13 protein-coding genes and 1 tRNA gene are annotated in these 13328 nt (G+C 71.2%); 8 read left to right on the top strand and 6 right to left on the bottom strand.

Going from position 1 to position 13328, the window contains the following annotated elements; all coding sequences use genetic code 11:
- The first annotated feature begins 125 nt into the window (after positions 1-125).
- Together serS and ACLGIH_RS17055 are read left to right on the top strand one after the other, a co-directional pair.
- A complete protein-coding gene (gene serS, locus ACLGIH_RS17060; RefSeq protein ID WP_416526107.1) occupies positions 126-1403 on the top strand; it encodes a serine--tRNA ligase in 1278 nt (425 codons plus the stop codon).
- On the top strand, positions 1400-2218 hold the full coding sequence (locus tag ACLGIH_RS17055; RefSeq protein ID WP_416526106.1) for an HAD family hydrolase: 819 nt from the start codon (positions 1400-1402) through the stop codon (positions 2216-2218). Before serS ends, ACLGIH_RS17055 begins: the two co-directional genes overlap by 4 nt.
- Before the next feature lie 153 nt (positions 2219-2371).
- On the opposite strand, the gene ACLGIH_RS17050 is transcribed toward ACLGIH_RS17055, so the two are convergent.
- The 5 genes from ACLGIH_RS17050 to ACLGIH_RS17030 form a co-directional block, all read right to left on the bottom strand.
- A tRNA-OTHER gene (locus tag ACLGIH_RS17050) sits at positions 2372-2478 on the bottom strand.
- Positions 2479-2771: 293 nt separating this feature from the next.
- On the bottom strand, positions 2772-3491 hold the full coding sequence (locus ACLGIH_RS17045) for an ABC transporter permease subunit (RefSeq protein WP_416526105.1): 720 nt from the start codon (positions 3489-3491) through the stop codon (positions 2772-2774).
- Between the two features lie 10 nt (positions 3492-3501).
- Positions 3502-4413 (bottom strand): ABC transporter ATP-binding protein, encoded by a 912-nt coding sequence (locus ACLGIH_RS17040; protein WP_416526104.1) that lies wholly within the window; start codon positions 4411-4413, stop codon positions 3502-3504.
- On the bottom strand, positions 4410-5318 hold the full coding sequence (locus tag ACLGIH_RS17035) for an ABC transporter permease (protein WP_416526103.1): 909 nt from the start codon (positions 5316-5318) through the stop codon (positions 4410-4412). Before ACLGIH_RS17035 ends, ACLGIH_RS17040 begins: the two co-directional genes overlap by 4 nt.
- Positions 5308-6270 carry an ABC transporter ATP-binding protein gene (locus ACLGIH_RS17030; protein WP_416529401.1) on the bottom strand — a complete coding sequence of 321 codons (963 nt, stop codon included), beginning with the start codon at positions 6268-6270 and terminating at the stop codon, positions 5308-5310. Before ACLGIH_RS17030 ends, ACLGIH_RS17035 begins: the two co-directional genes overlap by 11 nt.
- Positions 6271-6538: 268 nt before the next feature.
- Between ACLGIH_RS17030 and ACLGIH_RS17025 the strand changes: the two genes are divergently transcribed.
- The 6 genes from ACLGIH_RS17025 to ACLGIH_RS17000 all read left to right on the top strand — a co-directional run bounded on the left by ACLGIH_RS17025 (position 6539) and on the right by ACLGIH_RS17000 (position 12228).
- Positions 6539-7381: a M24 family metallopeptidase gene (locus ACLGIH_RS17025; RefSeq protein ID WP_416526102.1), complete on the top strand. Its 843-nt coding sequence runs from the start codon at positions 6539-6541 to the stop codon at positions 7379-7381.
- Between the two features lie 5 nt (positions 7382-7386).
- Positions 7387-9135, top strand: coding sequence for an SDR family oxidoreductase (locus tag ACLGIH_RS17020; protein ID WP_416526101.1), 1749 nt, complete (start codon positions 7387-7389; stop codon positions 9133-9135).
- 153 nt (positions 9136-9288) lie between these two features.
- A complete protein-coding gene (locus ACLGIH_RS17015) occupies positions 9289-9837 on the top strand; it encodes an RNA 2'-phosphotransferase (RefSeq protein ID WP_416526100.1) in 549 nt (182 codons plus the stop codon).
- 6 nt (positions 9838-9843) lie between these two features.
- On the top strand, positions 9844-10302 hold the full coding sequence (locus ACLGIH_RS17010; protein ID WP_416526099.1) for a hypothetical protein: 459 nt from the start codon (positions 9844-9846) through the stop codon (positions 10300-10302).
- Between the two features lie 53 nt (positions 10303-10355).
- Complete coding sequence (locus ACLGIH_RS17005; RefSeq protein WP_416526098.1) at positions 10356-11258, top strand: LLM class flavin-dependent oxidoreductase; 903 nt, start codon at positions 10356-10358, stop codon at positions 11256-11258.
- 82 nt (positions 11259-11340) lie between these two features.
- The gene (locus ACLGIH_RS17000) at positions 11341-12228 is read left to right on the top strand and encodes an HAD-IIB family hydrolase (RefSeq protein ID WP_416526097.1); all 888 of its coding nucleotides are present in this window, start codon (positions 11341-11343) and stop codon (positions 12226-12228) included.
- 21 nt (positions 12229-12249) lie between these two features.
- Here the strand turns inward: ACLGIH_RS17000 and ACLGIH_RS16995 are convergent, their stop codons facing one another.
- Entirely contained in the window at positions 12250-13299 is a 1050-nt protein-coding gene (locus ACLGIH_RS16995) for a M23 family metallopeptidase (protein WP_416526096.1), read from the bottom strand.
- Positions 13300-13328: the final 29 nt, after the last annotated feature.

Raw genomic sequence — 13328 nt, 5'->3', positions numbered from 1 at the left:
CCGGCGCGAGCAGAAGCCGCAAAGCACGCATCACGGGATGTAAGCGGAACATAAGGATCATCGCCGGACCGCCGCTCGCAATAGTGAGTCGAGAGGCGTCACCGTGCACCGGTAGCCTTGACCGCGTGATTGACCTTCGCCTGCTTCGTGAGGACCCCGACCGTGTGCGCGCGTCCCAGCGCGCCCGTGGAGAGGATGTCGCGCTCGTCGACGCCCTCCTGTCTGCCGACGAGCGGCGCAGGTCGTCCGGCGTCCGCTTCGATGAACTGCGCGCCGAGCAGAAGGGCCTCGGCAAGCTGATCGGCAAGGCCACCGGGGACGAGAAGGCCGAGCTGCTGAAGCGGGCGGGCCAGCTCGCCGCCGACGTGAAGGCGGCCGACGCCGAACGCGACGCCGCCGACGCCGAGACCCAGGAACTGCTGCTGAAGCTCGGCAACCTCGTCCACCCCAACGTCCCCGTGGGCGGCGAGGAGGACTTCGTCACGCTGGAGACGCACGGCGCGCCCCGCGACTTCGCCGCCGAGGGCTTCGAGCCCAAGGACCACCTGGAGCTCGGCCAGCTGCTCGGCGCCATCGACGTCGAGCGCGGCGCCAAGGTCTCCGGCTCCCGCTTCTACTTCCTCACCGGCGTCGGCGCCCTGCTGGAACTGGCACTGGTGAACGCGGCGATGGCCCAGGCCACCGCGGCCGGTTTCACGCCGATGCTCACCCCGGCGCTGGTCCGCCCGCAGTCGATGGCCGGCACCGGCTTCCTCGGCCAGGCCGCGCAGGACGTCTACCACCTCGCCGACGACGACCTCTACCTGGTCGGCACGTCCGAGGTACCGCTCGCCGCGTACCACATGGACGAGATCATCGACGCCGAGCGCCTGCCGCTGCGCTACGCCGGCTTCTCGCCGTGCTTCCGCCGCGAGGCCGGCTCGCACGGCAGGGACACCCGGGGCATCTTCCGCGTCCACCAGTTCGACAAGGTCGAGATGTTCTCCTACGTCCACCCGGACGACTCCCAGGCCGAGCACCAGCGCCTGCTGGAGTGGGAGAAGCAGTGGCTGACCTCGCTGGAGCTGCCGTTCCGCGTGATCGACGTCGCCACCGGTGACCTGGGCTCCTCGGCCTCGCGCAAGTACGACTGCGAGGCCTGGATCCCGACCCAGGGCAAGTACCGCGAGCTGACCTCGACCTCGGACTGCACCGAGTTCCAGTCCCGCCGGCTGTCGATCCGCCTGCGCGAGGACAAGAAGGTGCGCCCGCTGGCCACGCTCAACGGCACCCTGTGCGCCGTGCCGCGCACCATCGTCGCCATCCTGGAGAACCACCAGCAGGCCGACGGCTCCGTGCGGGTGCCCGAGGTGCTGCGCCCGTACCTGGGCGGCCGGGAGGTCCTGGAGCCGGTGGCCAAGTGAGCGACGAGTCCCCCGGCGAGGGTCTTCCGTACCGCCTGATCGCGACCGACCTCGACGGGACGCTGCTGCGCACCGACGACACGGTCTCGCGGCGCACCCGTGACGCGCTCGCCGCGGCCACCGCGGCGGGCGCCGCCCACATCGTCGTCACCGGCCGCTCGGTCCCGTGGACCCGGCACGTTCTGGACGACCTGGGCTACGACGGACTGGCCGTCTGCGGCCAGGGCGCGCAGGTCTACCACGCCGGGGAGCACCGGCTGCTCACCTCGGTCACCCTGGACCGCCAGCTGGCCGGGGTGGCGCTGGCCAAGATCGAGGCGGAGACCGGCCCGCTGTACGTGGCGGCCAGCCGCGACGGCCTGGACGGCGAGGTCCTGGTCGGTCCCGGTTACGAGGTCGGGGGCGCGCTCCCGGCGACTCCGTTCACGGACGCCTCGGACCTGTGGTCCGCGCCGCTGAACAAGATCTACATCCAGCATCCGACCCTGTCGGACGACGAGCTGGCGGAAGTGGCCCGCCGGACCGCGGGCGGTTTCGTCACGGTCACCATGGCCGGTGCCGGCATCGTCGAGCTTCTGCCGTTGGGGCTGTCCAAGGCGACGGGACTGTCGCTGGCGGCCCGTCGCCTCGGTATGAAGGCCGCGGACACGATCGCCTTCGGCGACATGCCCAACGACATCCCCATGTTCGGCTGGGCGTCCCACGGCGTGGCCATGGCCAACGCCCATGCGGAACTGCGGGCGGTGGCGGACGAGGTGACGTCCTCGAACGACGAGGACGGCATCGCTGTGGTGCTGGAGCGGTTCCTCGGCTGAGCGGCCGGGCTGTCGACGGCCGCCTTGCGGTCTGGGGGCGCCGTACGGTCCGCGGACGCCGTACGATCCGCGCGGGTCATGCGGTCCGCGGACGCCATGGACGGGTCGCACAGTCCCCGGCCGTCGTGCGGTCGGCGGGCGTCGTGCGGTCGGCGGAGGATGCACGGGTCGAACGTGCGCGGGCTTTTCCAGGCCCGACCACGACTCGCTGGTGCTGGAACACCTCGCAAGCCGGTGCCTTACCACTCGGCCAATCCTCCGGGTGGGCGGCCCACGCGAGCGCAGTGCACCGCGTGCTCGAAGCGGCCGCCCCGGGCAGCTCCCCGTGCGGGGCGGGCTCGACGGAGCGGTGGCGACTACTCCGGAACCCGCCGCGGGCTGCCCTGACGGGAGCTGGACGTACTGTCGTGCATGGACATCGCCCTGCTCCTCTCCCAGAACGTGACGCCGCTACGATCCCGGCGGTACGACCCGGCGGCGGCGGACGACAATCAGTGTGCGGGGCGCCGGAATCCGGCGCCACCGAATATCGGCGAGCCGCCGGGCCTCCGCCTCACTCCTCCCCGGCCAGCGTCAGCGACCGCAGCTTCTGGCCGGCGTACCAGGTCGCCAGCACCGTGACCGCCACCAGCAGCACCGTCGCGGTGGGCAGGCCGACGTCCGAGGTGACCAGGTTCCCGTCGGCGACCTTCTGTGCGACCGCCAGCGACCACTGCTGGACGCTGAGGGTGCGCGCGCCGGGCACCAGCGAGCCGAACAGGGCCTCCCAGACGAGGGCGTAGACCAGCCCGAACACCACGGCGTGCCGCGAGACCGTGCCGAGCAGCAGGAACAGCGCGGCGTAGGCGATGGACGCGACCAGCGCGGCGATCGTGTAGGCCACGGCGACCTGCTGTCCGTTGCCGTTGAGGATCAGGCCGGCGATCAGTGTGGGCACCGCGGAGAAGACCATCGTCACGGCGATCGCGACGATCAGCTTGGTGAAGATGATCGTCGGCCGTTTGATCGGCTTGGACAGCAGATACACCACCGAGCCGTCGTCGATCTCCGGGCCGATGGCTCCGGTACCGGCGATGACGCCGATGATCGGCACCATGGTGGCCAGCGCGAACCCGCCCAGCACATCGGCGGCCGTCTGGTCGTCGGCGCCGGACAGGCCGCGCACCGCGACGGCGATGACGAGCAGCAGCAGGGGCAGCGCGCCCAGGATGAGGGCCCGGCGGCGGCCGAGCAGGGCCCGGTAGGTGAGCCGGGCGACTGTGGGGTCGTACATGTTCGGCCTCCTACGCCGCGACGAGATACGAGAAGACGGACTCGAGGGACTCGTCGGACGGCGAGACCGTGAGCAGGCGGATGCCGTGCTCCTTGGCGACCCTCGGCAGCAGGGCCGTGAACCGGCCGAAGTCCACCGCCTGGATGCGCAGCGCGCCCTCGGCGAGGTCGACCTCGATGCCGGACGTCGACGGGTCGGCGATCAGCGCCGCCGCGAGCGCCCGGTCGTCGCTGGAGCGGACCAGGTAGCGGTGCGGCCGGTCGGTCATCAGACGACGGATCTTGCGGAAGTCGCCGCTGGCCGCGTGCCGTCCGGCGACCACGACCTCGATGTGCCAGGCGAGCTGCTCGACCTCTTCGAGGATGTGCGACGAGAACAGCACCGTGCGGCCCTCGTCGCCCATGCGCCGCAGCAGCTCCATCAGCTGCATGCGCTGGCGCGGGTCCATGCCGTTGAACGGCTCGTCCAGCAGGAGCAGCGACGGGTCGTGCACGAGGGCGCTCGCCATCTTCACGCGCTGCCGCATGCCCTTGGAATACGTGGCGATCTTCCGGTCCTGGGCGTACTGCATCTCGACCGTGGCGAGCGCCCTCTGGGCCGCCGTGGCTCCCAGGCCGTGCAGCTCGGCGTTGGCGAGGACGAACTCGCGGCCGGTGAGGAAGTCGTACATCGCCTCCCGCTCGGGGACGACGCCGATGTGCTGGTAGATGGCCTCGTTGCGCCAGACCGGCTGCCCGTCGAGGGTGACGGTGCCGGTGGAGGGCGCCAGGAAGCCTCCCATCATGTTGATGAGAGTGGACTTTCCGGCGCCGTTGGGGCCGAGCAGGCCGGTGACACCGGGGCCGATCGTCATGGTGATGTCGTTGACGGCGACCACGTTGCCGAACCAGCGGGAGACGTGGTCGATGTGCAGAGTGCTCACAGTCCCACCTTCTTGTAGCGGCGCGTCAGCAGGCCGTAGGCGCCGGCGATCAGCCCCAGGGTGACGAGGACGTAGACCGCACCCTCGCCGTTGGTCGGGCCGGCCCCGCCGGGGAAGGTCGAGGTGGCGCCCAGGAAGGCGGACTGCACGCCGTCGATGAGCGTGACCGGCGAGAACAGCCCGATCCAGGCGATGGCGCCGGAGCTGTTCTGCACCTCGGCGATGGCCTGGAGCGTGGAGACCGCGCCGTAGGTGATGGTCAGCACGGCGATGACGGCGGCGATGCCGAAGCCGCGCCGCGGGGTGACGGAGGCGATGACCAGGCCGAGGCCGGCGAAGAGCAGTGAGAGCAGTGCCACGGAGACGAGTCCCTGTGCGAACCCCTTGGTCTGGTCCGCGAAGTCGAGTTCGGCGAGCAGTGCGCCCACATAGAGCACCAGCACCGGGGCGGCGGTGAGGATGAACAGCGCCGAGGCCAGCGCCGCGTACTTGGCGCGGACGTAGTCGGCGGTCTCGATGGGCCGCGAGAAGTACAGCGGCACGGTCTTGAAGCGCAGGTCGCGCGAGACCGACTGGGGTGCCTGCGAGGCGACGTACAGGCTGATGACGGCCTGCATGATGATCGCGTAGCGGGTGTACTCGACGGGCAGGTCGTTGGCCTTCGTGGCGACGGCGACGGCGACCATGATGGCCGCGGGCACGCACATCACGACGAACAGCAGCATCGGCAGCACCTTCGACTTGGCCGAGCGGCCGAGGCCGTAGGCACCGCGCAGGGACTGCGAGTAGAGGGAACGGCGGGCGTAGGCGCGGCCGAGGCGGGGGCCGTCGTAGCTGCGGTAGCCGATGTTGTGGATGCGGGTCTGGTCTCCCGCCGCGCGTGCTGTGGGCTGCTCAGTCGCCATGGCCGACCGCCTCCTTCCGTGCTGCGTCGCTGTCCTTGAAGACCTCCGAGATGTGGTGCCGGCGCTGCTCCATGCGCACCAGGCCGAGGCCGAGTTCCGCGATGACGTCGCGGATCAGGTCGTAGGTCTCCTCGCCCTGCGTGGTGAGGAGCAGCACGTGGCCCGCGCCGGGCAGGCCGCGGCCGTCCTCGACGGACACCCCGCGCGCGTGGAGCGCGTCGCGCACCGCGCGGGTGCCGTCCGGGTGCTCGTCGGTGTCGGTGACCTCGATGGCGAGGGTGGTGGTGGTCTGGGTGAAGTCCGTGGTGGAGCTGGAGCGCAGCAGCTTGCCGCCGTCGACGACGACGACGTGGTCGCAGGTGCGCTCCAGTTCGCCCAGCAGGTGCGAGGTGACCAGGACCGAGATGCCGAAGTCGGTGTGGACGCGGCGGATCAGGCCGAGCATCTCGTCGCGGCCGACCGGGTCGAGGCCGTTGGTCGGCTCGTCGAGGAAGACCAGCTGCGGGTCGTGCACGAGGGCCTGCGCGAGCTTCACGCGCTGCTTCATGCCGGTCGAGTAGCCGCCCATGGGGCGGTAGCGCTCCTCGTAGAGCCCGACGTGGCGCAGGGTGTCCGCGGTGCGCTCGCGCGCGGCGGTGGGCGGCAGGCCGGACATGCGCGCCATGTGGACGACGAACTCGGTGGCCGAGACGTCGGGCGGCAGGCAGTCGTGTTCCGGCATGTAGCCGACCCGCTCGCGGATGTCGGCGCCCTTGGTGGCGACGTCGAGGCCGAGCACCTCGGCACGGCCCTCGGTGGCGGGGGACAGACCCAGCAGGATCTTGATGAGCGTGGACTTGCCGGCTCCGTTGGCTCCGACGAGTCCGGTCACACCGGGCCCGACGTCCACGGAGAGCCGGTCGAGGGCGGTCACCCGGGGGAACCGCTTGCTCAGGCTTTCGGTCGCGATCACAGTCACGTCTTCGACAGTAGTGACGCGCACCACGCCGGTCGTCAGACCGCAGAGCCGTCTTGGGGTCGTACTCGAGTCGTACGGGACCTTAGGGGACCCCGTGCCTGAGAGCTACGGCGACGGTGTGCACGGCCTCGTCCGACCGGCCTCTCCGCAACCTATTGACGAAGCGTCTAACAAGTGGAACATTCGGCGGCGTCAAGTTACGAGTGCGTAGCGCAGTCGGCGTGGACTGGGTGGGGCGGGTGGCATGACGGCGGCGGAGGCCATGACGACAGCAGCGACAGGGGAACGCCGCACGGATCTGCGGGGGTTCCGGGAGGTGCAGCGGCTCGCCTACGAGTGCGCGGAGGCGGTGGCGGCCCGGCTCCGGCCGGGCGTGACCGAGCGCGAGGCGGCACGGATGCAGCGCGAGTGGCTGCGCGGGCGGGGCGTGCGGGACTGGTTCCACCTGCCCTTCGCCTGGTTCGGCGACCGCACCGCGTTCACGGGCTTCCGGGTCCCGTTGCAGTTCTTCCCGACCGACCGCCGGCTGGAGCCGGGGATGCCCTTCATCCTGGACATGGCGCCGGTGTACCGGGGCCACACGGCGGACATCGGCTACTCCGGCTCGCTCGGCCCCAACCCGGTGCAGCAGCGGCTGATGGCCGACCTGGAGGCACACCGCGAGTTGATCCTGCGGGAGGTGCGCGAACGCCGGTCGCTGCGCGAGATCTACCAGGACGTGGACCGGCTGATGGCCCGCCAGGGTTACGCCAACCGGCACCGCGCGTACCCCTTCGGAGTGATCGCGCACAAGGTGGACCGGGTACGCGAACGACGGCTGTCCCCACGTCTGTTCGGCTTCGGCACCCAGTCCCTCAAAGGGCTGGCCTCGGACGCGCTGCACGGCCACCGCGAGGGCTGGTCCCCGCTCTGGTCGCCGTACCGCTTCTCCGACCACCCGCCGCGGCCGGGGCTGTGGGCGGTCGAGCCCCATCTGGGCTTCCGGGGGACGGGCGCGAAGTTCGAGGAGATCCTGGTCGTCACCGACTCCCGGGACCCGGAGGAGAGCGCCTTCTGGCTGGACGACGACCTGCCGCACGTGCGGCGCTGGGCGAAGGAGAAGTGACGGTGATGGAGGGAGCGCGCGAGCGACGGGTGCGCACGGGCGGAATCGAGCTGTGCGTGGCCGAACTGGGCGATCCGCAGCAGCCGACGGTCGTCCTGGTGCACGGCTACCCGGACAGCAAGGAGGTCTGGACGGAGGTGGCCGTCCGACTCGCCGACCGGTTCCACGTGGTGCTGTACGACGTCCGGGGCCACGGCCGGTCGACGGCCCCGAAGCCGTTGCGCGGCGGATTCACGCTGGAGAAGCTGACGGACGACTTCCTGGCGGTCGCGGACGCGGTCAGCCCGGACCGGCCGGTGCACCTGGTCGGCCACGACTGGGGGTCGGTACAGGGCTGGGAGTTCGCCACGGTCAAACGCACCGAGGGACGGATCGCCTCCTTCACCTCGATGTCCGGTCCCTCTCTGGACCATTTCGGCCACTGGATCAACAAGCGCGTCAAGCGTCCCACCCCGCGCCGGGTCGGCCAGCTCCTCGGCCAGGGCGCCAAGTCCTGGTACGTCTACCTGCTGCACACGCCCGTGCTGCCCGAGCTGGCCTGGCGCGGCCCGCTCGGCAAACGCTGGCCGGGCATCCTGCGGCGCGTCGAGAAGGTCCCCGCCGGTGACTATCCGACGCCGGTGCTGCCGACGGACGCGGCGCACGGGACGTGGCTGTACCGGGACAACGTCCGGCCCCGGCTGCGCCGCCCGCGCCCGGACGCCTACGCCCACGCGCCCGTGCAGCTCGTCACGCCCGTGCAGGACGTGTTCCTCTCCGAGCGGCTCTACGACGACCTGGAGCTGTGGGTGCCGCAGCTGACCCGGCGCACGCTCCCGGCGAAGCACTGGATCCCGCGCACCCGGCCCGACCTGCTGTCCGGCTGGATCACGGAGTTCGTCACGGCGGTCGAGGGCGGCCGGAGGCGGGTGGCGGGGAGCGGGAAGTACGCCGACCGGTTCGGCGGGCAGCTGGTGCTGGTCACCGGAGCGGGCAGCGGCATCGGGCGGGCGACGGCGTTCGCGTTCGCCGAGGCGGGCGCCCGTGTGGTCGCCGTCGACCGGGACGGCGATGCCGCGGCGCGTACGGCGGAACTGTCCCGGCTGATCGGGGCCGCCGACGCCTGGGCGGAGACCGTCGACGTCTCCGACGAACAGGCCATGGAGAAGCTCGCCGACAAGGTCGCCACCGCGTACGGCGTGGTGGACGTACTGGTCAACAACGCCGGCATCGGCCTGTCGGGGTCCTTCTTCGACACCACGCCGGAGGACTGGAAGAAGGTCCTCGACGTCAACCTGTGGGGCGTCATCCACGGTTGCCGGCTCTTCGGCAGGCAGATGGCCGAGCGGGGGCAGGGCGGCCACATCGTCAACACGGCCTCGGCGGCGGCGTACCAGCCCTCGAAGGTGCTGCCCGCCTACAGCACCTCCAAGGCGGCGGTGCTGATGCTGAGCGAGTGCCTGCGCGCGGAGCTGGCCGGACAGGGGATCGGCGTGACGGCGGTATGCCCCGGCCTGGTCAACACCAACATCACCTCGACCGCGCGCTTCGCCGGGGCCGACTCCGACGAGGAGAGGCGGCGGCAGCAGCGCACCGCCCGGCTGTACGGGTTGCGCAACTATCCGCCGGAGAAGGTCGCCGACGCGATCCTGGCGGCGGTCGTACGGAACCGGGCCGTCGTTCCGGTCACGCCCGAGGCGCGCGGCGCCCACCTGATGTCCCGGTTCCTGCCGCGGGCGCTGCGGGCGCTGGCACGGGTGGAGCCGCCGGTGTGAGAGCGCCCCGGGGCGGTTCTCCACAGCAATCCCCAATTCCCCTGTGGATAACAGCACTTGCTGTGGATCAAACCTCACCGGCAAAACCGATCGCGTGATGCGCGTCTCGTTCGGCACGCTGAAGGTATGAACCATCGGTCGAACCAGAAACACATGGACGACAGACGCACCGTGAAGGCGTCCAAGTACCTCTCCAAGCATCTGCGTCACCAGCCCGAGAGGATCGGGCTCACCCTCGACGAGGGCGGCTGGGTGGAGATCGACACGCTGATCGCCGCGGCGGCCGCCCACGGCTTCCGCCTCAGCCGTGCAGAGCTGGAGCACGTGGTCGCCACGAACGACAAACAGCGCTTCGCCGTCCAGGGCACCCGGATCCGGGCCAGCCAGGGCCACAGCATCGAGGTGGATCTCGGCCTGACCCCGGCAGCCCCGCCGCCGTACCTCTACCACGGGACCGTGGCCCGCACCCTGGAGGCGATCCGCGTCGAGGGGCTCCGCCCGATGAACCGGCACGACGTGCACCTCTCGCCCGACCGCGAGACGGCGACCCGGGTCGGTGCCCGACGCGGCCGGCCGGTCGTGCTGGCGGTGGACGCCGGCGCCATGCACCGCGACGGCCATGTCTTCCACGTCAGCGCGAACGGGGTATGGCTGACGAAGACCGTGCCAGCGCGGTACCTGCGCTACCCCGGTGCACACTGATCCTTCATGATCGACGGTATGCAGCATCTGCCCACCACCGAAGCCGCCGTCGCCGCCCTCCGGGCGATCGCCGCGGAGTACGCGCGCGAGTTCGACGTCACACACGACATCGGTGCCGACCAGACCTCCCGCCGCAGCGCCGCCGGCATAGGTATTACCACCGATCCGGACGGCTCCCTGCCGCACGAGGCATACGTCGAGTTCGACGGCCTGCCCCGGGTGAGCGTCCGGCTCTACCCCGAGGACGACGCGCTGATCGTCGTCGAGGGCGTCGAGTGCCCCGACATCGCCCGCGACGACGTGCCCGCCTTCCTCCGCTCCGTCTTCGGCGGTCTGGCGTACGTCAGGGCTCGTCGCTTTCCACCCGGCTGCTTCCTGATGGTGCCGCTGCCCGGCGACCGCGTCCACAAGGAGTACATGCCGATGATCAACCTCTCTCCGTGGCTCAGCAGCCGCGTGCGATGACGCTCGGTGGCTGTTTCACGTGAAACAGCGGCCGGGCGCCTAGGCTCTGTCGCATGAGTCTGCGTCTGAGCACCGTGATCCTTCCGTACCGCCGCTGGCACGAGGGCGGCCGTTCGGCCTGGGAACGTGCCGAGCAGCTCGGTTTCCACACCGCATACACCTACGACCACCTCTCCTGGCGCAGCTTCCGGGACGGCCCCTGGTTCGGCGCCGTGCCGACGCTCACCGCGGCAGCGGGCGTCACCGAGCGGCTGCGCCTGGGCACCCTCGTCACCTCGCCGAACTTCCGGCACCCGGTGACCCTGGCCAAGGAGCTGATCTCGCTGGACGACATCTCCGCCGGCCGGATCACCCTGGGCATAGGGGCGGGCGGTACCGGCTTCGACGCCACTGCCCTGGGCCAGGAGCCATGGACGCCGCGCGAGCGGGCCGACCGGTTCGCGGAGTTCCTCGCGCTGCTCGACCGGCTGCTGACCCAGGACGCGGTCTCCTACGAGGGCGACTACTACTCGGCGCACGAGGCGCGCAACATCCCGGGCTGTGCGCAGCAGCCCCGGCTGCCGTTCGCGGTCGCCGCGACCGGTCCCCGCGGCGTGCGGCTCGCCGCGCGGTACGGCCAGGCGTGGGTGACCACCGGCGATCCCAGGCTGTACGAGAACGGCACGCCGGAGCAGTCGGACCGGGCGCTGCGCGGTCAGGCCGACAGGCTCGCCGACGCCTGTGCCGCGATCGGCCGCGACACGGCGGAACTCGACAAGGTGCTGCTCACCGGGTTCACCCCGGACCGGAACCGGCCGCTGGAGTCCCTGGACGCGTTCGTGGACTTCGCCGGACGCCACCGGGAGCTGGGCTTCACCGAGCTCGTCGTCCACTGGCCGATTCCCGGCTCGGACTTCGCGGCCGACGAAAAGATCTTCGAGCGGATCGCCATGGAGGCTCCGGCGCAGCTCGGCTGAGAGCCGGAGCCTCCCGCCGGGGGGACACGGAAGAGAGCCGTGGCTCACAGATGTGCGCACTCCCGCACGCCCGTGCAGGCATATGCGGAACAATGGCCAGGTGACCTCAGCGACCCGACAGCCCCGCACCCCGGCGGCCACCGCCCGTCCGCGACTGATCGCCACCGACCTCGACGGCACCCTGCTGCGCGACGACAAGTCGGTGTCCCCCCGCACGGTCGCCGCCCTGGCCGCCGCCGAGAAGGCCGGCATCGAGGTCTTCTTCGTCACCGGCCGCCCGGCCCGCTGGATGGACGTCGTCAGTGACCACGTCCACGGTCACGGCCTCGCCATCTGCGGCAACGGCGCCGCCGTGGTCGACCTGCACGGCGGGCCCGGCACCCACCGCTTCGTGAAGGTGCGCGAGCTGGCCCGGGACAACGCGCTGGACGCCGTACGGCTGCTGCGGGAAGCGGCGCCGGGCACGGTGTACGCCGTGGAGCAGACGTACAGCTTCAACCAGGAGCCCGACTATCCGAAGCTCCACATGGAGGTGCCGGACGTCCTGAGGTCCGCCGAGGAGTTGCTGGGACCTGACGGCCCCGCCGCCACCGAGCCGGTGCTGAAGATCCTGGCCTTCCACCCCGAGATGGACCCCGACGCCTTCCTCACGCTGGCCCGCCTCGCGATCGGCGGCCGTGCCAACGTCACCCGCTCCAGCCCGAGCGCCCTGCTGGAGATCAGCGGTCCCAGTGTCTCCAAGGCCAGCACACTGGCCCTGTGCTGCGCCGAGCGCGGCATCTCGCACGAGGAGGTCGTCGCGTTCGGCGACATGCCCAACGACGTCGAGATGCTCACCTGGGCCGGGCAGTCGTACGCCATGGGCAACGCGCACCCGGACGTGGTGGCCGCCGCGTCGGGCCGGACGGTCGCCAACAACGACGACGGCGTCGCGGTCGTGATCGAACGGCTGCTGGCGCGGGCGTCGTAGCCGAACCGCCCGCCGGTCCGCTCAGAGGGACACTCCGCGCCGGCTCAGCCACGACACCGGGTCGACCGCCGAGCCCACCGAGGGCGTGACCCGCACCTCGAAGTGCAGGTGCGGTCCGGTGGAGTTGCCGGTGTTGCCCGACTGACCGATCCACTCGCCGGTCTCCACCCGGTCGCCCTGGTCGACGGCGACGGCGGCGAGGTGGGCGTACTGGGTGTAGTAGCCGCCCGCGTGCTCCAGGACGACCTCCATGCCGAAGGCGCCGCCGCACGACACCTTCGCCACCCGGCCCGCGCCGACCGCCCGCACCGGTGTGCCGACCGGCACCGCGAAGTCCTGTCCGGTGTGCCGGCCGGCCCACCGCGTACCGCCGCTGCCGAAGGACGCGGACAGCTCATAGGAGTCCAGCGGCGCGACCCACCCACGCGCGAAGTGCTCATCCGACTGGTCGAGACGGACGGCGCCGGGACACGAGCCGGCGGCGGCCGAGGCGTCCGCCTGCCCCTGCAGTCGCGCCTTGGCCGCCTCCAGCTTGCGTTCGATGCTCCGTTTCAGCTCGGCGAGTTCGGCGTTGCGCTTCTCCAGGGCCTGCCAGGCGGCCGCCGCCTTCGCCTCGTCGGCGGCCAGCCGGGCCTCGGCCCGGCGGCTCTTGTCGATGGCGTTGTTGACCTCGAGGTTCGCCTTGCCCAGAATCCGCTGACCTCGCATCAGTTTCTCCGGATCGTCCGCGAGGATCATCTGCGCGGTGAGCGGAAGACCGCCCCCGGTGCGGTACTGGGCGCGGGCGATCCGGCCCAGGTCCTCGTTCATGACGGCGATCTCCTGCCGCTGCCGGTCGAGGAGCTTCTCGTACCGCTGCGCCTTCGTGCGCTGTGCCTCGGCCGCGCGCCTCCCCTTCTCGTACTGCTGCGCCGCCTCGGCCGCGTCCTCGTACAGGCGCGCCACCTCCGCGCTGAGTTCTGTGCCGGAGCCGTGGTCCGGGCCCGTGGCGTCGGTGGGCCGAGCCGCGAGCACGGCGAGCGCACACAGCAGCGCCGGAACGAGCAGAGGGTGACGGCGACGTGAGCGCATGTCAGCGATCCTGACCCGGGGGCCGGACC

Origin of the sequence: Streptomyces hamibioticus (genome assembly GCF_047946815.1) — a bacterium.
In the GTDB taxonomy this organism is placed as follows: domain Bacteria; phylum Actinomycetota; class Actinomycetes; order Streptomycetales; family Streptomycetaceae; genus Streptomyces.
Note: the sequence above shows the minus strand (reverse complement) of the source record. Positions and strands in the feature narration are given on the sequence as shown.

Coding starts and splice junctions, on each gene's coding strand:
- ACLGIH_RS17025 (WP_416526102.1), top strand. CDS start 6,539: ATGACGACAGCAGCGACAGGGGAACGCCGCACGGATCTGCGGGGGTTC.
- ACLGIH_RS17035 (WP_416526103.1), bottom strand. CDS start 5,318: ATGGCGACTGAGCAGCCCACAGCACGCGCGGCGGGAGACCAGACCCGC.
- ACLGIH_RS17010 (WP_416526099.1), top strand. CDS start 9,844: ATGATCGACGGTATGCAGCATCTGCCCACCACCGAAGCCGCCGTCGCC.
- ACLGIH_RS17005 (WP_416526098.1), top strand. CDS start 10,356: ATGAGTCTGCGTCTGAGCACCGTGATCCTTCCGTACCGCCGCTGGCAC.
- ACLGIH_RS17045 (WP_416526105.1), bottom strand. CDS start 3,491: ATGTACGACCCCACAGTCGCCCGGCTCACCTACCGGGCCCTGCTCGGC.
- ACLGIH_RS17000 (WP_416526097.1), top strand. CDS start 11,341: ATGCGGAACAATGGCCAGGTGACCTCAGCGACCCGACAGCCCCGCACC.
- ACLGIH_RS16995 (WP_416526096.1), bottom strand. CDS start 13,299: ATGCGCTCACGTCGCCGTCACCCTCTGCTCGTTCCGGCGCTGCTGTGT.
- ACLGIH_RS17015 (WP_416526100.1), top strand. CDS start 9,289: ATGGACGACAGACGCACCGTGAAGGCGTCCAAGTACCTCTCCAAGCAT.
- ACLGIH_RS17020 (WP_416526101.1), top strand. CDS start 7,387: ATGGAGGGAGCGCGCGAGCGACGGGTGCGCACGGGCGGAATCGAGCTG.